The 15,817-nt window shown below is 47.8% G+C and carries 11 protein-coding genes and 1 riboswitch; of the genes, 8 read left to right on the top strand and 3 right to left on the bottom strand.

Going from position 1 to position 15,817, the window contains the following annotated elements:
* Positions 1-10 precede the first annotated feature (10 nt).
* On the top strand, positions 11-2,986 hold the full coding sequence (locus LOZ80_RS18415) for a family 78 glycoside hydrolase catalytic domain (RefSeq protein ID WP_238172683.1): 2,976 nt from the start codon (positions 11-13) through the stop codon (positions 2,984-2,986).
* Positions 2,987-3,108: 122 nt separating this feature from the next.
* Here the strand turns inward: LOZ80_RS18415 and LOZ80_RS18410 are convergent, their stop codons facing one another.
* Together LOZ80_RS18410 and LOZ80_RS18405 are read right to left on the bottom strand one after the other, a co-directional pair.
* Positions 3,109-3,846, bottom strand: coding sequence for a response regulator (locus tag LOZ80_RS18410; RefSeq protein ID WP_238172682.1), 738 nt, complete (start codon positions 3,844-3,846; stop codon positions 3,109-3,111).
* Positions 3,794-5,452, bottom strand: coding sequence for an ATP-binding protein (locus LOZ80_RS18405; protein ID WP_238172681.1), 1,659 nt, complete (start codon positions 5,450-5,452; stop codon positions 3,794-3,796). Before LOZ80_RS18405 ends, LOZ80_RS18410 begins: the two co-directional genes overlap by 53 nt.
* Positions 5,453-5,677: 225 nt before the next feature.
* Here LOZ80_RS18405 and LOZ80_RS18400 point away from each other — a divergent pair, with 225 nt between their 5' ends.
* The 5 genes from LOZ80_RS18400 (at position 5,678) to LOZ80_RS18380 (ending at position 10,552) form a co-directional block, all read left to right on the top strand.
* Positions 5,678-6,691 (top strand): Bug family tripartite tricarboxylate transporter substrate binding protein, encoded by a 1,014-nt coding sequence (locus LOZ80_RS18400; RefSeq protein WP_238172680.1) that lies wholly within the window; start codon positions 5,678-5,680, stop codon positions 6,689-6,691.
* Between the two features lie 72 nt (positions 6,692-6,763).
* On the top strand, positions 6,764-7,222 hold the full coding sequence (locus LOZ80_RS18395; RefSeq protein ID WP_238172679.1) for a tripartite tricarboxylate transporter TctB family protein: 459 nt from the start codon (positions 6,764-6,766) through the stop codon (positions 7,220-7,222).
* A gap of 51 nt (positions 7,223-7,273) precedes the next feature.
* Positions 7,274-8,800 (top strand): tripartite tricarboxylate transporter permease, encoded by a 1,527-nt coding sequence (locus tag LOZ80_RS18390; RefSeq protein ID WP_238172678.1) that lies wholly within the window; start codon positions 7,274-7,276, stop codon positions 8,798-8,800.
* A gap of 73 nt (positions 8,801-8,873) precedes the next feature.
* Positions 8,874-10,307: an NAD-dependent malic enzyme gene (locus LOZ80_RS18385; RefSeq protein WP_238172677.1), complete on the top strand. Its 1,434-nt coding sequence runs from the start codon at positions 8,874-8,876 to the stop codon at positions 10,305-10,307.
* Positions 10,304-10,552 carry an HPr family phosphocarrier protein gene (locus tag LOZ80_RS18380; protein WP_238172676.1) on the top strand — a complete coding sequence of 83 codons (249 nt, stop codon included), beginning with the start codon at positions 10,304-10,306 and terminating at the stop codon, positions 10,550-10,552. Before LOZ80_RS18385 ends, LOZ80_RS18380 begins: the two co-directional genes overlap by 4 nt.
* 955 nt (positions 10,553-11,507) lie before the next feature.
* Here the strand turns inward: LOZ80_RS18380 and LOZ80_RS18375 are convergent.
* Positions 11,508-11,717 carry a YrzA family protein gene (locus tag LOZ80_RS18375; RefSeq protein ID WP_238172675.1) on the bottom strand — a complete coding sequence of 70 codons (210 nt, stop codon included), beginning with the start codon at positions 11,715-11,717 and terminating at the stop codon, positions 11,508-11,510.
* 173 nt (positions 11,718-11,890) lie between these two features.
* Between LOZ80_RS18375 and LOZ80_RS18370 the strand changes: the two genes are divergently transcribed.
* Together LOZ80_RS18370 and LOZ80_RS18365 are read left to right on the top strand one after the other, a co-directional pair.
* Positions 11,891-13,642 (top strand): ABC transporter ATP-binding protein, encoded by a 1,752-nt coding sequence (locus LOZ80_RS18370; protein WP_238172674.1) that lies wholly within the window; start codon positions 11,891-11,893, stop codon positions 13,640-13,642.
* Positions 13,629-15,425 (top strand): ABC transporter ATP-binding protein, encoded by a 1,797-nt coding sequence (locus tag LOZ80_RS18365; RefSeq protein WP_238172673.1) that lies wholly within the window; start codon positions 13,629-13,631, stop codon positions 15,423-15,425. The genes LOZ80_RS18370 and LOZ80_RS18365 overlap by 14 nt, the downstream gene beginning before the upstream one ends.
* Positions 15,426-15,674: 249 nt before the next feature.
* A riboswitch (cyclic di-GMP riboswitch) is annotated at positions 15,675-15,760 on the top strand.
* The last annotated feature ends 57 nt before the right edge of the window (positions 15,761-15,817 follow it).

The following is a 15,817-nucleotide window of genomic DNA, read 5'->3' as shown; positions in this document are numbered from 1 at the left end:
AGGCTGTAAAATGGGAGATTCAGTGATCAACTGGCAGGCGCAATGGATTTGGGGAGAGGGAGAAGAAAGCCCGCGCAATGAATGGCGCTGCTTTCGCAAAACATTTCAAGTGCCCGCAGAAGGCTGGCGCGGAGGCAGGCTGTCATTAACAGCAGATTCCAGGTATGTTCTGTACGTGAATGGGACCCGTGTTGGACGCGGTCCGGTTCGCTCGTGGCCATTTGAGCTGGCATACGACACGTATGAGATTGAGCATTTGCTTCGCAAAGGTCAGCAAAATACGATTAGCGTACTGGTCATGCATTTTGGTCTGTCCAACTTTTATTATTTGCGGGGAAGAGGCGGCTTGTTAGTCCAAGTGGAAAGCGAGCTGGCAGGTCAAACGAAGATTGAACTGGTTTCCGATGCCAGCTGGCAAACCTCTCTGTATGAGGGATACGATACCCGCTCAGGACGGATGTCCTGCCAGCAAGGCTTTGCTGAGCGAATGGATGCTAGAGTATGGCGGGAGGAGTGGGTTCAGAACACGTTCGATGATCATAGCTGGAAAGCTGCATCTGCACTTGGCGTTGTCGGTATGGAGCCGTGGAGTAAGCTAGTTCCCCGGGATATCCCATACTTGACAGAGGAACGAATATGGCCAATTCGCATCGAAGCTTTGCATAAAGTGAAGCCAGTTGCTTGGACAGCATCGATCGATGTTCGGAATCAGATGGTTCCAGACAGTGTCAATCATGCTAATCCTGTAGGTTACGTGGGCTATATGGCGACAGTTGTGCGGACGGCTAAGGCTGCGAAAGGAACACTCGGTTTGGTTCAGCCTAGCTGTGTCCAAGCTTGCAGTGTGAATGGCATTTGGCTGGAAGAAAGTGCGTATATAGGTACTTTGCCTGAACGATATGCAGAGATTCAATTGAAAGCGGGAGACAACTTCCTCTTGTTTGAAACAACGGGTGTAGATCATGGTAGAACCTTGCAGTTTGGCTTAGATTGCGAGACACCGTTTGAGTTGATTTCTCCATCGTCAGACGCTGGTAGCGCAGATTCCGTTTTCATTTCTATTGGCCCATTTGCTTCCTGTGTGTCGATAGATCATCAAGATAACTTGGAGCCTTTGCAAAACTATAAAGGTTTCAATCCCTTTTCATCCGTTGGTGAGGTGAAGGAGAAGTTAGACGCCGATGCTTTTGCGGATTTTGCGGTCTATGAGGAAGTTAGATCTTTGGCGAGCTCTTCTGCGCTAAGTCTTTATCAGGACTGGATTCGGCCGTTTCCGCTTGAATTGGTAAGCCGGGATTCTGTTTTTGCTTTAAGTGTTTGGAAAAAAGAAGCTGAAACCCAGCCGATTCCTTACAGCCTGCAGCAAGCTGTCATCCCGAATGGAAGCCCAGCGCCGATCCCTTGGTACGAAGGGGCAGACACGGAATTTATCATTGATTTTGGCAAGGAATGGTCTGGTTTCCTTGAGTTTGAAGTTGATGCTTCAGAGGGGACGGTACTTGATTTCTACGGTTTTGAATACATGCGGGACGGCTGGCGGCAGGACACCTTCGATTTGGACAATACACTGCGCTATACATGCGCTGAGGGACGTCAATCGTATACGTCTCAAGTGCGAAGAGGATTCCGTTACTTAATGGTGACTGTCAGGAATGCGGCAACTGCTGTGAAGCTTCATGGTGTGCAGATGTGGCAAAGCAACTACCCCGTTGCGGAAATTGGGCGGTTTCAAAGTTCAGATGCGCTGCTAAATGATATTTGGCAAATTAGCAGGCACACGACCCGACTCTGTATGGAAGACACGTTCGTAGATTGTCCGGCCTATGAGCAGGTTTTCTGGGTAGGGGATAGCCGGAATGAAGCGCTTGTCAATTATTACGTCTTTGGCGCGACCGATATTGTGGAGCGTTGTTTGCGGCTGGTTCCCGGGTCACGCACACAAACGCCGTTGTATGTGGACCAGGTTCCGAGTGGTTGGAGCAGCGTTATCCCCAATTGGACGTTTTTCTGGGCGCTTGCCAGCTGCGAGTTCTATGAGCATACCGGAGATGAAGCGTTTGCTCGTGACATGTGGCCGCATATTCGAAATACATTGGAGCATTATGAACAAAAGTTGGATGAACGCGGCTTATTATTTATCAAGGGCTGGAATCTACTCGATTGGGCGCCCATTGATCAACCGAACGATGGTGTTGTCACCCATCAGAATATGATCCTGGTCAAAACGCTGCACAGTGCCGCTGGCTTGGCAAGGGCCGTCGGAGATAACGAAGAAGCGGCAGCCTACGATGCTAAAGCCACGCGGCTCTGTGCAGCCATTAACGAGCATCTCTGGCATCAGGAGCGCGGTGCGTATCTGGACTGCATCCATGCGGATGGCCGACCTTCGACTGTGTTCAGCATGCAGACGCAGGTGATTGCTTACTTATGCGGGATCCCAGAGGGGGAACGTGCTGAGCAGCTTAGGAGTTATTTGTTTGCGCCGCCGGCAGATTTTGTGCAAATCGGGAGTCCATTTATGTCGTTCTTCTACTATGAGGCCTTGGCCAAATTGGGCGGTGCCGGTACTGACCGGATGATCATGGATATGCGTCAACATTTTGGGCAAATGATCGACTACGATGCGACGACCTGTTGGGAAATGTATCCGAATTTCAAGGAGAATCGCGCGAATCCCGATATGCTCACGCGCAGCCATTGCCATGCGTGGTCCTCGGCGCCGGGCTATTTCCTCGGTGCGAATGTTCTTGGCGTTACGTCCGCCGACAAGGGCTGGCGGAAGGTGGTTGTAGCTCCACAGCCCGCTGATTTGCAGTGGGCGAGGGGGACGGTGCCGCTGCCGCGGGAAGGACGCATCGATGTCGCCTGGCGGCTCGAGGAGGACGGACGCGTGATGCGGCTGCAGGTCTGGGCACCGCGCAGCGTAGAGCTGGAGATTCGCATCCCGGACGGTTTGGACGGGATTGTGGAGCGGCACGAAGTTTAGCAAGGCGAGACGAAACGGCGCTGTGTCGATCGTAGGGAGAACGACGACGCGGCAGCACGTCCATCGCAAGAGGAACGACGATCCTCTATTTGTGACAAATCGGCTGATTTGGCGTTCCTGCATCATTTGTTCTTCCGGTAAACGCGTTCAGGCCTGCCGACAACACCGTAGGATAAGTCGGCGTACAAATCACCTGAGCTGACTAAATGCTCCAGATAGCGGCGGCCGGTCGATCGGCTGACACCAATTTCTTTGGCGATTTGCTCGGCTGTTAGGCCGCTTTCTGCAACCGATATTGCCTGAACAATTTTCACAAGTGTTAGCTTGTCGATCCCTTTGGGCAGAAAGAAGGTGTCGGAGCTCGCCTCCTTTTTGGATGAGCCTAACAAAAGGCGATCCACATCACTTTGATTAATCATCCCGCTTTCGTTCATCCTGCGCAATTCGCGGTGGAAATTCAGGTAGCGAAGCAGTGTTTCTTGCAGCCGGTTAAAGACAAGGGGCTTCATGATGTAGTCGAAAGCTCCGCCGCGGATAGCCTCGCGAATGGCATCCATTTCTTTGGCAGCTGTGATCATAATGACGTCAGTTTCACGGTAATGCTGGCGGATAAAGGAAAGCATATCCAAGCCGTTCGCGCCAGGTAAATACACATCAAGCAGGACGAGATGAGGGGTTAGCACCTCCAACTGCTCTTCGGCTTGTCCGGAATCGGTGGCGATACCGACGACATGGAATCCAGCTACTTTTTCAACAAAACGCCGATTGATTTCGGCAATTTTCACGTCATCTTCCACAATCAATACATCAACAGTCGGATTGAGAGGTTCTCTCCGATCCATCTGTTCCATCTTTTCCATAAGTCCGACTCCTTTCTGCAAGATCTGTTAGCTTGGGAATAGCGACGGTGAAAATGGTGCCGCCTTCAGGATTTTTATGAAAAGTAATGTACCCGTTCAATTTGCCGACAGCGTGTTGGACCAGTGCGAGTCCGATCCCCCGATGTTCGCCTGCTTTGGTGGAAAATCCTTTCACAAAAACATTCCCACCCGTTTCCTCCGAAATTCCGATGCCCCGATCTTCACATTCAATGATGAGATCATCTCCCAGATCGGTAAGAAATAATTTGACATAACGATCGTCGTGATTGCCTTTGGCAAGTACAGCTTCCATGGCGTTATCGATCAAGTTGCCAATGATAGTAATAAGTAAATTGCGCTCCATGGAAGCCGGAATGTCGCGGAACGAGCTTTCATGATCAATTTCGAACGTCAGCTTCAATTCCTGTGCATGATTAAATTTCCCGATAAGCAGCCCGCCTATCATAGGATCAGGGATTTCCCGCATAATGAATTGCACCCAATTCTGGTGGACGTCAGCTTCACGTGTGATCAGCTCGACCGCTTCCTGATAAGATTCCAGTTGGATAAGCCCCGAGATAACATAAAGTTTATTCGAGAATTCATGCGTTTGTGCGCGAAGAGCCTCAGCGAATCGTTTGACTTGAGACAATTCCTCGGCAAGCCGGTACAGTTCTGATTTGCTGCGGAAGCTGGAGACAGCTCCGGTCACACTGGATTTTCGTTCAATAATGGGCACTCGATTAACAATGACTTCATGGTCGCCAATCAGCATTTCATGGTCAAACTCAGCTTGGCCAGTACGAACGACTTCGACTAGACGTGTATTCGGAATGACATCCTCGATATGTCTACCTGTAATTTTGGCTGTGACTGGCAGTTCCAGCAGTTGCAGCGCGTAGCGGTTTGCCATCGTAATCACACCCTCTTGATTGACAGCAATAATGCCTTCACGAATGGACTCCAGAATGGCCTTTTTCTCCGTATACAATGCGCCAATTTCCTTCGGCTCCAAACCATGAATGGAACGCCGGACATTGCGGGCAATGAGCACAGAACCTAATAGACCCACGACCAAAACAAGCAAGGAGATCAGCTCGATGCGTGTTTGATATTTATCTGTAACAAGCTCAATGTCCTCTGTCAGAAAGCCAACAGACACGATGCCTATGACTTGACTCTGGTCGCCAAATACTGGCGCTTTACCACGGAGAGAGGGGCCAAGAGAGCCGATAGCTTTGGAAATAATGGATTTTCCCGCGAGTACAGGTGCATTGTCACCACCGACCATTTCTTTGCCAATCCGATCCAAAACAGGGTGAGAATAACGAATGCCTTCGCGGTTTCCGACAACGATATACTCGGCATCAATTTTCTCCCTTACGGCTTCAGCGATTGGTTGAATAATGGACGACGGATCTTGGAGCGAGAAGGCATGTTGGATTTCGGGCATGCTGGCTACCGTTTCAGCAACCTTGAGAGCGCGTGTCCCAATCTGCTCCTCAAGCGCAGTCTTCATCAAGTAATAGAAAATACCGCCGAGACTGAAGACGAGGAAGACAAGCAGTGAACAAATAATGAGTATCAGCTTGGTTTGCAGCCTCATGACCGGAAGTAGCCTCCTGTTTTTTGCTAGTATTGTATCATAAAGCGCTATCATTTAGAGCGAAAAGGGGTCGGTGCTGTCGTGAACAATATGAACAAAATGCGCAAAACGAAGTTATTACAACTAATTTTGTTAAACTTCTCTAATTTCTATGCAGGTGATATTCTGAAAGCGCTTCATAGAAAGCGCATACAAATATCGCCACATTAATTGGAGGGGTTTCATTTGATAAAAAACGTCATCACAGCATCTTTAAAAGTAACATCGATCAGCATATTGGCCGTCTCATTAGCAGCATGCGGTAATGGTGCAACGAAAACAGCATCCTCCTATCCAGAGAAGGCGCTTAGTATCATCGCACCATCCGGCGCTGGCGGCGGTTGGGATATGACAGCTCGAACGATCGCCAAAGTTTTGACGGAAACCAAAGCGATGGATAAGCCTATATCCGTTGAAAATAAACCGGGCGGAGGCGGTGCTGTCTTCATGGCAGAATATGCCACCAAAGATGTGAAAGACAATTATAAATTGTTTGTCAGCTCTCCGCCGATTCTCATTAATCATTTGAAAAAGGAAGGCAACACGCCTTATGGCTATGCTGATACCACACCGCTTGCCCAGTTGACCAAAGATTATGGCGCAATTGCTGTAGCGGCGAATTCGAAATACAAAGATTTGAAATCACTGCTCGATGATTTGAAAGCGGATCCTACGAAGTTGACAGTTGCGGGTGGTTCTGCGCCAGGGTCGATGGATCATTTGGTCTCTATTCTTCCAGCTTTTAAATACGGCATCGATCCCAAAAAAGTGAAATATGTGTCCTATGATGGCGGCGGGGAAGCTGTCACTGCGCTGCTGGGTGGAAATGCCGATGTGCTTGGTACGGATGCCTCTTCCTTGGATCAATACGTCAAAGCGGGGAAAATTCGTGTGCTGGCTGTTGCCGCTCCACAGCGTCTTGGCAGCATGAAGGATGTGCCAACGATGAAAGAGCAGGGCGTTGATGCAGAGTTTCTCATCTGGCGGGGTTTCTTCGGGCCTAAAAATATGGATGCCGGAGCGAAAAAATTCTGGGATGACGCGATCAAGAAAATGGTGGATTCCGACGCTTGGAAAAAGGAAATGACAGCGAATAATTGGGAAACGGATTATAAAAAATCCGATGATTTCAAAGCCTTCCTCGCTCAGCAGGAAACACAATTGAAAGATATGCTGACAGCGTTAGGGATGCAGAAATAAGAGAGATTCTAGGTAAAGGGAGAAGCCGATGAAGGCTTTTCTCCCTCCTTAGAGCGGGAGGTTGTTGAAGAGATGACGACAAGATTTGACCGGTATGCAGGCATCGTATTTTTGGCTATCGGCACCGCATTTATGATCGGAAGCCGATGCATTTCTACAAGCGCATACGGCAGCAATGTTGGCGCTAACATTTTTCCTATGATACTGGGAGCATTCCTGGCTTTAATGAGTATCCGACTCATTTACGAAACATTTCGCAAGCAGAAAGCTGACAGTTACAAAGAGAATTTGGATTATAAAAGATTCGGCATTATTTTCATTGCCGCTGTCCTCTATGCGTTATTTCTCGAAAATATCGGCTTCGTTATTTCCACATTTCTGTTCTTAATGATCGGCTTTCAAACGATGCAAAGAGGTCGGGTTTGGGTTTCACTCGTGATTTCGGCAGCTTTTTCCTGCGGTGTTTACTATTTGTACGTGCATGTACTGGATGGATCGCTTCCAGGATTTCCAGCTTGGTTAAACTTCTAAGATGATGTTGATGCAGTGAGTTTGCGAAGGCAAACGATAGGGGGGATAGAAATGAGCACGATGGATTATGTGCTTCATGGCTTGGGTACTGCGATGCAGTGGCACAATGTCGTGTTTGTTTTTTTAGGCGTACTAATTGGTACAGTGGTAGGTGTACTGCCCGGGATTGGGCCTATGAGCGGTGTTGCTCTCCTCATCCCGATTACAGCGACAATGACTGCAGGATTGGGTCCGGAAGAAGCCGCGACAAGCTCTATTATTTTGCTGGCTGGCGTCTATTATGGAGCGATGTATGGGGGTTCGACGACCTCTATTCTGCTGAATACACCAGGTGAATCCTCATCCGTTGTTACAACGTTAGATGGGTATCAGATGGCTAAGCAAGGTAGAGCAGGAGCAGCGCTTGCGATTTCGGCGATCGGTTCCTTTGCCGCTGGGATTATTTCTTTAATTGGTCTGATCTTCCTGGCGCGTCCGCTCTCCGCCGTTGCCATTAAATTCGGCCCGGCTGAATATTTCTCCCTTATGGTTCTTGGATTGCTGGCTATTAGCGGACTAGCGGGAAAATCGATGGTCAAGGCTTTGATGATGACAGCTTTTGGACTGCTGCTCGCTACGATCGGAATTGATAACGTTTCCGGTGTGGAACGCTTCACTTTTAACATTCCAGAGCTGTATCAAGGCTTGGAATTTCTGACAGTTGCCGTGGGTACCTTCGCGGTTGGGGAAGTGTTCAAGACCATTTTGCAGCGTGAAGGCAACGATGGCGAGTTGGCCAAAATCAATCGAATCCTGCCCTCCAAGCAGGACCTGAAAGACAGCGCCGCGCCCATCGCGCGCGGCTCCGTATTAGGCTTTTTCATTGGGCTTCTGCCTGGCGCCGGTGCTATTCTTGCTTCGTTTTTCGCCTATATTGTGGAGAAGAAGATCAGTAAAAACCCTGAGAAATTCGGGAAAGGCGCCATTGAAGGAGTAGCTTCTCCCGAGGCTGCGAACAATGCGGCATCCGGCGGAGCGATGATCCCACTGTTAACACTGGGCATCCCGTCCTCCGGCACAACCGCCATACTCATGGGCGCGTTCATTATGTACAATGTTCAGCCGGGTCCCTTGCTTTTCCAAGATCACCCGCAGCTGGCTTGGGGTGTTATTGCCAGCATGTTCGTGGGCAACTTGATGCTGCTTATTCTGAACATGCCGCTCGTTAAAGTATTTGCGAAGGTGATCGAAACGCCAACCAAATACCTGATTCCTTTGATTATCGTCTTTTCCGTATTCGGTGTGTATGCCGTTCAGTATTCAACGTTTGATCTGCTATTAATTATGGGCTGCGGACTTGTGGGATACTTTTTATCCAAAAATGATTATCCATTAGCGCCGCTGGTGCTTGGTCTTATTCTTGGACCGATGCTCGAAAATAATATGCGCAGAGCATTAACCATTTCCAATGGCGATTTCATGATTTTCTTGCAAAAACCAGTCTCCCTCGTCTTTTTGATCATTGGGTTCCTGTGGTTGACAATTCCCTTGATCCTTAAGCGGAGAGGTAAAAACGTGCTTGTCAACGAGGAAGCGTAAGCATTACGACGATTGCTCATATATCCAAACTATATTTTTAAGTGGAGAAATCTGCAGGAATGGGGAAGTTGTCATGAAGGATACACTTGGCGGTAAAAGTATTATTCTGCGTTTGGAACTGCAAACGGAGATGATTCATTTTGGTCATTTGATTACGGTGATTACCGAAAATGGCGGAGATGTGATCGCGATTGACGTGATACAAACCGGGCCGAATTGGACTGTGCGGGACATTACCGTATCTGCTTTGGAGCAAGCGCAATTAGAGGCCGTCACCCGCGCGATGAAGGAGCTGCCTGGCATTCGACTTATTCATGTATCCGATCGCACCTTTTTGCTTCATTTGGGCGGCAAGATTGAGATGAAACCCAAAGTGCCGATTCAGAACCGAGACGATCTATCCCGTGTTTATACACCGGATGTAGCAAGAGTTTGTATGGCTATTCATGAAAAGCAGGACAATGCCTATAAGCTTACGATCAAACGCAACACAGTAGCTGTTGTGTCAGATGGCAGCGCTGTTCTAGGTCTTGGAAATATTGGTCCCTACGCGGCCATGCCGGTAATGGAGGGAAAGGCTATGCTGTTCAAACAGCTGGCGGATGTCGATGCCTTTCCCATCTGCTTGGATACGCAGAGCACAGAGGAGATTATTACCACGATCAAGCATCTGGCTCCAACTTTCGGCGGAATTAATCTAGAGGATATCTCATCGCCGCGCTGCTTTGAAATTGAAGAGAGACTTCGCGATGAACTCGATATTCCCGTATTCCATGATGATCAGCATGGCACCGCTGTCGTCCTCTACGCAGGCTTGATCAACGCGTTGAAAGTGGTAGGGAAAACAATTGGCGAAGCGAAGGTCGTCGTCTGCGGTATCGGGGCGGCTGGAATCGCCTGCTCCAAAATTCTTCTCGCCGCAGGCGTGAAGGAATTGATTGGCGTCGACCGCGAGGGAGCTTTGGTCAGCAGTCAAACATACGCCAACTCCATGTGGAACTGGTATGCGCAGCATACGAACCCGAAACAAGTGACGGGGGCGCTGTCTGACATTATCGCGGATGCGGATGTATTTATCGGTCTATCCGCCGGAGGCGTGCTGAAGCGAAGCGATGTTGAGAAAATGGCGCAGCATCCTGTAGTCTTCGTGATGGCCAATCCGACCCCTGAGATCCTCCCGGATGAAATAGAAGATATTGCCGGCGTAATCGCCACAGGGAGATCGGATTTTCCCAATCAGATCAACAATGTCCTATGCTTCCCGGGTATATTTCGGGCCGCGCTGGACTGTGAAGCGATGACGATCAACGAAGAAATGAAGCTCGCTGCCTCAGCGGCAATTGCTTCCGTTGTCGCTCCGCAAGAATTGAATAAGCTGTATATTATTCCAAGCGTGTTTAATCAAGAAGTGGTGAGGCTCATTCGAAAAGCAGTCATTGAAGCAGCCATCCGAACCGGAGTCGCTCGCAGAACGCCGCGCGAATACAGGGGAGGAGGAACGCTATGAGCGGATTAGGAACTAGAGCGATTGTGGAAATCAATCAGGCAGCCAATCAATTTCAATCCAGCATCGTGATTAAAGTCGGCAAACGCTACATTGATGTCAAAAGCATCCTCGGGCTAAGCATAACGCTGTTCAGCAACGAAACTTATCAGCTAGACATTCATGGGCCAGACGAGGCCGAAGCTAAACAGACGATGAATCAACTGTTCCACAAATATGGACTGCCGCTTGCGGACCTGCACCCCTAAATCTGCGCTGTGGACCTCCATTGCGGGTTCGATGCGCTCGGAAAAAGGTAGCTGAACGGACTTATTCGTGTGAATGGCTGCTGCTTTGGATGTTTAAGCAAATTAGGAGTGCCTATTGTTCATTTTTGGCGGAAATAAGCCCATCTAGCTTGCTTATTTACCCCCAAGTGCACAAGTGTAAAAAACCTAGCCGCAGGCTAGGTTTTTTACATTGGCTTCCACCACAGACTTCTTTGCTGTGGCTTTCACCCCAGACTTCTTTGCTATGGCTTCCACCACAGACTACTTTGCTTTGGAGGTTTTCGGTCTGAAGGGTATCTTAATGAACTGTATGATGCTTATAGACGAGAAATTGGCTACTTTGGAGATTTAATGAACTGAATTGGCGCTATCGAGCAGATTTTAGGTGGAAAGGTGGTCGTTTTCTTGTAATAGAGCTATTGGAGTTCATAAGATTTTCAGAATGAGCGATTTTGATCAAATAAAGGGTATTGAGTTCGTTGGGGGATGGTGGTTTCCCTCAAGGTACATTGACTGGGGTACCTAGCAGCAATTCTATCAAAAAGTACCATGATAGCGAGGTTGAGGGAACTACAGTGCGCTATATTGGCGAAAAGTGGAATTATTGCGAGGCTCGGGGAACTACAGGCCGTTATTTTGCTATTTCCTGGGAAGTTCAGCGCTTTTCGTGGAAATAAGACCCTGTAGTTCCGCTATCTCCCTCGCATCCCTGCTATTTGCCTAATTAGCGTCCTACAGTTCCCTTAATCGGATTTGCCGCTTGCAGGAGGCTCATCTCTCAAGCCGGCGAAGCCGGTTTTCTTAGTTGTCTGGACGGTGCGGCAGTATGTCCATCACAAGAGGAACCACAATCCGCAAAAGTCCCATTTTGCATGTTTTCCGTCCAAACAGCGATTCTGCGATCGCTGGGAAGCCCTATTTTGCATGCCGCTGGCTACGATTTCACCTTGAAATGCACAACGGCACTGTACAGCATTTTGCCGGCATTCGGATCAAAAACAATATGGTGTTGGATGGCGAACACATCTAGCAGTAAGGCCTTGTTATTATCGACTTGATCGTTGATTTTCCGTTCAAGTGTTTGCATGTCATAGGCTTGAAAAAACTCGATTTTATTTTCGATCCGATCCAATATAAAATCCATGTGGGGAAATCCTCCTTGAGCGATCATGTTAAGATTAGATGACTTCTCTATTATAACGTCAATATCTGATATAGGAAGTGAATCTGAATAGGCGTATACTGTAAGGGGATACAAGGCAAACTTTTCCTTGAAAGGTTGAGTGCCGACTACAAGTAATAGGAAGTGATGTCGTTGTGAAATCTACACGGTTATTAGTTGATTTTTTCAGAGTGAAATGGCCGTTGTACGTCATTGCCGCATTGTCCATTTCGGTAGGTAACATCGTTTACTCGTATTACCCTAAGCTGCTCGGTCAATTTACAGATCAACTCAAGCAAGGCGGGCTTAACAAAGCTACTATTATTGACTACAGTTTACAGTTATTATTTATTGGTTTGACATTTGGTATTTTGGCTGGGATTGGTCAGTACATGATCATGCGGAACGGAAGAACGTTTGAGTTTGTTTCGCGGAATCGCTTGTTCGATCACTTTACGAAGCTTGGAGCGACCTTTTATTCGAAGAATGGGGTAGGCAAGCTGCTGAGTTACATCATGAACGATGTGACGGTGATTCGAGAATCGATCTCGATGGGGATCAACCAAGTGGTGAACTCCGCGATATTAATCATCGCCGTCATCATAACGATGTTGTTCAGCTCGATTCCGTTATATTTGATTGCTGTTTGCATCATCCCCCTGCTGTTAATTCCCATCTTGACGGTCAAATTTCAACCAGTGATCAAAAAAAGATCCTCACAAGTTCAAGAGGCTCTGGGCAAAATGACCGAGTCAGCGGAAGAACAATTCGGAGGCATCCGGGTTGCCAAAAAGTTTGCCGTAGAACCGATCATGGTACGCAGATTCAGTGAAACGGTTGACAAGATTCGTGACAGTCAACTGAGTTTGATCCGCCTCTCCTCGTTATTTGAAGCGCTGATCCCATTTCTGGGCGCTATTTCGCTCATCATTGCGATTGCATTTGGTGGCTTTTTGACGATTCATGAGCGGATCACGATTGGTAATTTCGTAGAATTAACGCTATACATACGCATGATGGTTAATCCCTTGCAGCAAATTGGTCGCGTTATCAATGCGATGCAGCGCTCCAAGGCTTCTCTGGAGAGAATGAATGAACTGCTCGATTTGAAATCAGAGGTGGTTGAGAAGGAACTTGCCCAGATATCTGATCTGGATCATGAAGGAATTCGCATTGAACACTTATCCTTCGCGTATCCCGATGATGAGGATGAGGTGCTGCATGATATCTCTCTGACGATTGAACCGGGTAAGTCGATTGGCATAATCGGGAAAACAGGCAGCGGCAAATCGACGCTGGTGAAGCTGATGCTGCGCATCTATGACCCGCCTGAGGGCACGGTCTGGATTGGCGAGACGGATATTCGCGATGTGACGCTAGAAAGTCTGCGCAATCAAATTGCCTATGTGCCGCAGGAAGGGTTCCTGTTCAGCACGACGATTCGGGATAATATTGCTTTTTATAAAAGGGAATCCCCTCTGGAGCAAGTGGAGTATGCGGCTAAGAAAGCCCAGATTCTTGCGAGTATCACATCGTTCCCCGAAAAGTTCGAAACCAAACTTGGCGAACGAGGCGTTACGCTCTCTGGCGGGCAGCGCCAACGAACCAGCCTAGCCAGAGGCATTATCAAGGATTCTCCGCTGATGATTCTCGACGATAGTGTAAGCGCAGTCGATTCGGTAACCGAGAAGCATATTATCGATACGATCCGCAAAGAAAGATGGAATAAAACGACGATCTGGATCGCCCATCGCATCTCTGCCTTAAAGCATACAGATGAAATTATCGTGCTGCATGAAGGCAGAATCGTACAACGTGGAACACATGAACAATTGATTGAGCAAGAGGGCTTGTACGCGGAGCTGCACGCTATACAAGAAGGAGGTAACCACGATGAGAGTTCCTAAAAACCAGCTGGATCTGCCTGAGACACTTTCGCCTTTCCGCTTTTTATCAGGCTACGCCAAGCCGCATCGCTGGACCTTCATCGCTGTCGTATTCTGCGCCTTGCTAGGGATTGCCGCGGATTTGTTTCAGCCCTATCTAGTTAAAATTGCGATAGATGATAATTTGATGATTGGCAAAAATGATTACAATTCGTTGATTTTGATCTGTTTGTTCTATGTGGGCCTTTCAGTGAGCAGTTTATTTTTCAGCTATTTGCAAAACAATTTGCTCCAGTTTGCCGGACAAAGCGTCGTGGCGAAAATCCGCAAGGATTTGTTCGCACATATTTTCAAACAATCCATGTCCTACTATGACAAGACGCCAAGCGGCAGCCTGATTACCCATGTGTCGAGTGATACGGAGACGTTAAACCAATTTTTTACACAAGTGCTGCTCAGCTTGGTGCGAGATGGCATGACGCTGATTTTCATCGTTGTTCTCATGTATCACTTAGACCCGACACTGACCTTGTACAGCATGATTGTTATTCCCATTATCGCAATAATTGCAGCCAGCTTCCGCCGGTATATGCGTAAAACGTATCAGCTTTCGAGGACGCAGCTCTCTCAAATGGTCGCATTTGCCGCTGAAAATTTATCAGGCATGCATCTGATTCAAGCGTTTCATCAAGAAAAAGAGCAGATGAACCGGTTTACTGAACGAAATCATAGTTATCTTCGCGCGAACTTGCGGGAGATAAGGACGAACGTCTTGTTCAATCGTTCCTTTGATATATTGGGCAATGTATCGGTGGCCTTTATTACTTGGATAGGCGGTATGGCTGTATTTGATAAAACGATCGAATTCGGTGTCTTATATGCCTTTATTACGTATATCCGGCAGTTTTTCCAACCGATTAACAACATCACGCAGCAGTGGAATACGCTTCAATCGACAACCGTTTCCTTGAATCGAATTTGGAAAATTTTCTCTACACAACCGGATGTGAAGGACAAGGAAAATGCCAAACCTATTGCTGACAGCGATCTGAAAGGCGAGATCCATTTCAATCATGTTCAGTTCGGATATGTGCAGGAGAGAACGATCATTGAGGACCTGGACCTCCATATTCAGCCTGGAGAGATGATTGGCATCGTCGGAACGACAGGTGCGGGGAAGAGCTCGCTTATTAGTCTTCTATGCCGCTTCTACGATGTGCAGAAGGGCAGTATCCAGATTGATGAGACGGATATTCGCGATCTCCCGCAGGCTGCTTTGCACCGGATGGTTGGACTCGTGCAGCAGGAACCTTATTTATATGCAGGAAGCATTCTCGATAATGTGCGGATGTTCGATGAGACGATTTCGCGTGAAGATGTGATTCGGGCATGTCAACTCGTTGGTGCCGACAGCCTGATTACGCGATTAAAGGATGGTTATGATTCACGAATTTCTGAACGCGGAAGCGGGCTTTCAGCGGGGGAAAGACAACTGATCTCCTTTGCGCGGATTATCGTCTTTGAACCGAAAGTGTTAATTCTGGATGAGGCGACAGCGAATTTGGATTCCAAGACGGAGCAATTGATCCAAACGGCGTTGGCGGTTGTGGCGGAAGGGCGAACAACGCTGGTTATTGCCCATCGGATCTCGACGATCCTTCATGCCAATCGCATCCTTGTGATGAGTCAGGGCCAAATTGTTGAAGAAGGCAACCATGCTGAACTGCTTGCCCTTCATGGATACTACGAGCAATTGTACCTGCATTCGCAAGGAAATATGGATGCGGCCCAAACTTTTTCATAGCCGCAAGTTCATACAGAGCTTTGCCTTAAGTCCTCTTGGAGAGGTTAGGGCAAAGCTATTTTTTTGTCATAAGCTAATGTTTTACCAATGGTTAAATATATACAAAAATAGCAAGTTAGTGTCATATTAATATCTTAACAAACAATATTGGTAAATTGTGTTGTTTTATTTCTTTTACTATACTATACTGATGTATAAAATTGTAAAGTTTTTTGTCGATTAATGTCGAAGATGGAAACGATCGCCACAACTTTATAATGGCAAACCTATTGAAAAATAGGGACGCAAAGCTAGAGGGACTACATCCAACAAGGATATGTCAGCCAGTTGCACGGGGAGCAATTGGTGGAATAGGACTTAAAGCCTGTTTACGCCTTTTTGGTGCGAGCATT

This window comes from Paenibacillus sp. HWE-109, from assembly GCF_022163125.1.
Classification (GTDB): Bacteria; Bacillota; Bacilli; order Paenibacillales; family NBRC-103111; genus Paenibacillus_E.
The sequence above is the reverse complement of the archived record's forward strand: the minus strand, read 5'-3'. Positions and strand labels throughout refer to the sequence as shown.

Excerpts from the sequence above, each read along its gene's own strand:
- LOZ80_RS18390 (WP_238172678.1), top strand. The coding sequence starts at position 7,274 with ATGAGCACGATGGATTATGTGCTTCATGGCTTGGGTACTGCGATGCAG.
- LOZ80_RS18380 (WP_238172676.1), top strand. The coding sequence starts at position 10,304 with ATGAGCGGATTAGGAACTAGAGCGATTGTGGAAATCAATCAGGCAGCC.
- LOZ80_RS18410 (WP_238172682.1), bottom strand. The coding sequence starts at position 3,846 with ATGGAAAAGATGGAACAGATGGATCGGAGAGAACCTCTCAATCCGACT.
- LOZ80_RS18415 (WP_238172683.1), top strand. The coding sequence starts at position 11 with ATGGGAGATTCAGTGATCAACTGGCAGGCGCAATGGATTTGGGGAGAG.
- LOZ80_RS18385 (WP_238172677.1), top strand. The coding sequence starts at position 8,874 with ATGAAGGATACACTTGGCGGTAAAAGTATTATTCTGCGTTTGGAACTG.
- LOZ80_RS18405 (WP_238172681.1), bottom strand. The coding sequence starts at position 5,452 with ATGAGGCTGCAAACCAAGCTGATACTCATTATTTGTTCACTGCTTGTC.
- LOZ80_RS18375 (WP_238172675.1), bottom strand. The coding sequence starts at position 11,717 with ATGGATTTTATATTGGATCGGATCGAAAATAAAATCGAGTTTTTTCAA.
- LOZ80_RS18395 (WP_238172679.1), top strand. The coding sequence starts at position 6,764 with ATGACGACAAGATTTGACCGGTATGCAGGCATCGTATTTTTGGCTATC.
- LOZ80_RS18365 (WP_238172673.1), top strand. The coding sequence starts at position 13,629 with ATGAGAGTTCCTAAAAACCAGCTGGATCTGCCTGAGACACTTTCGCCT.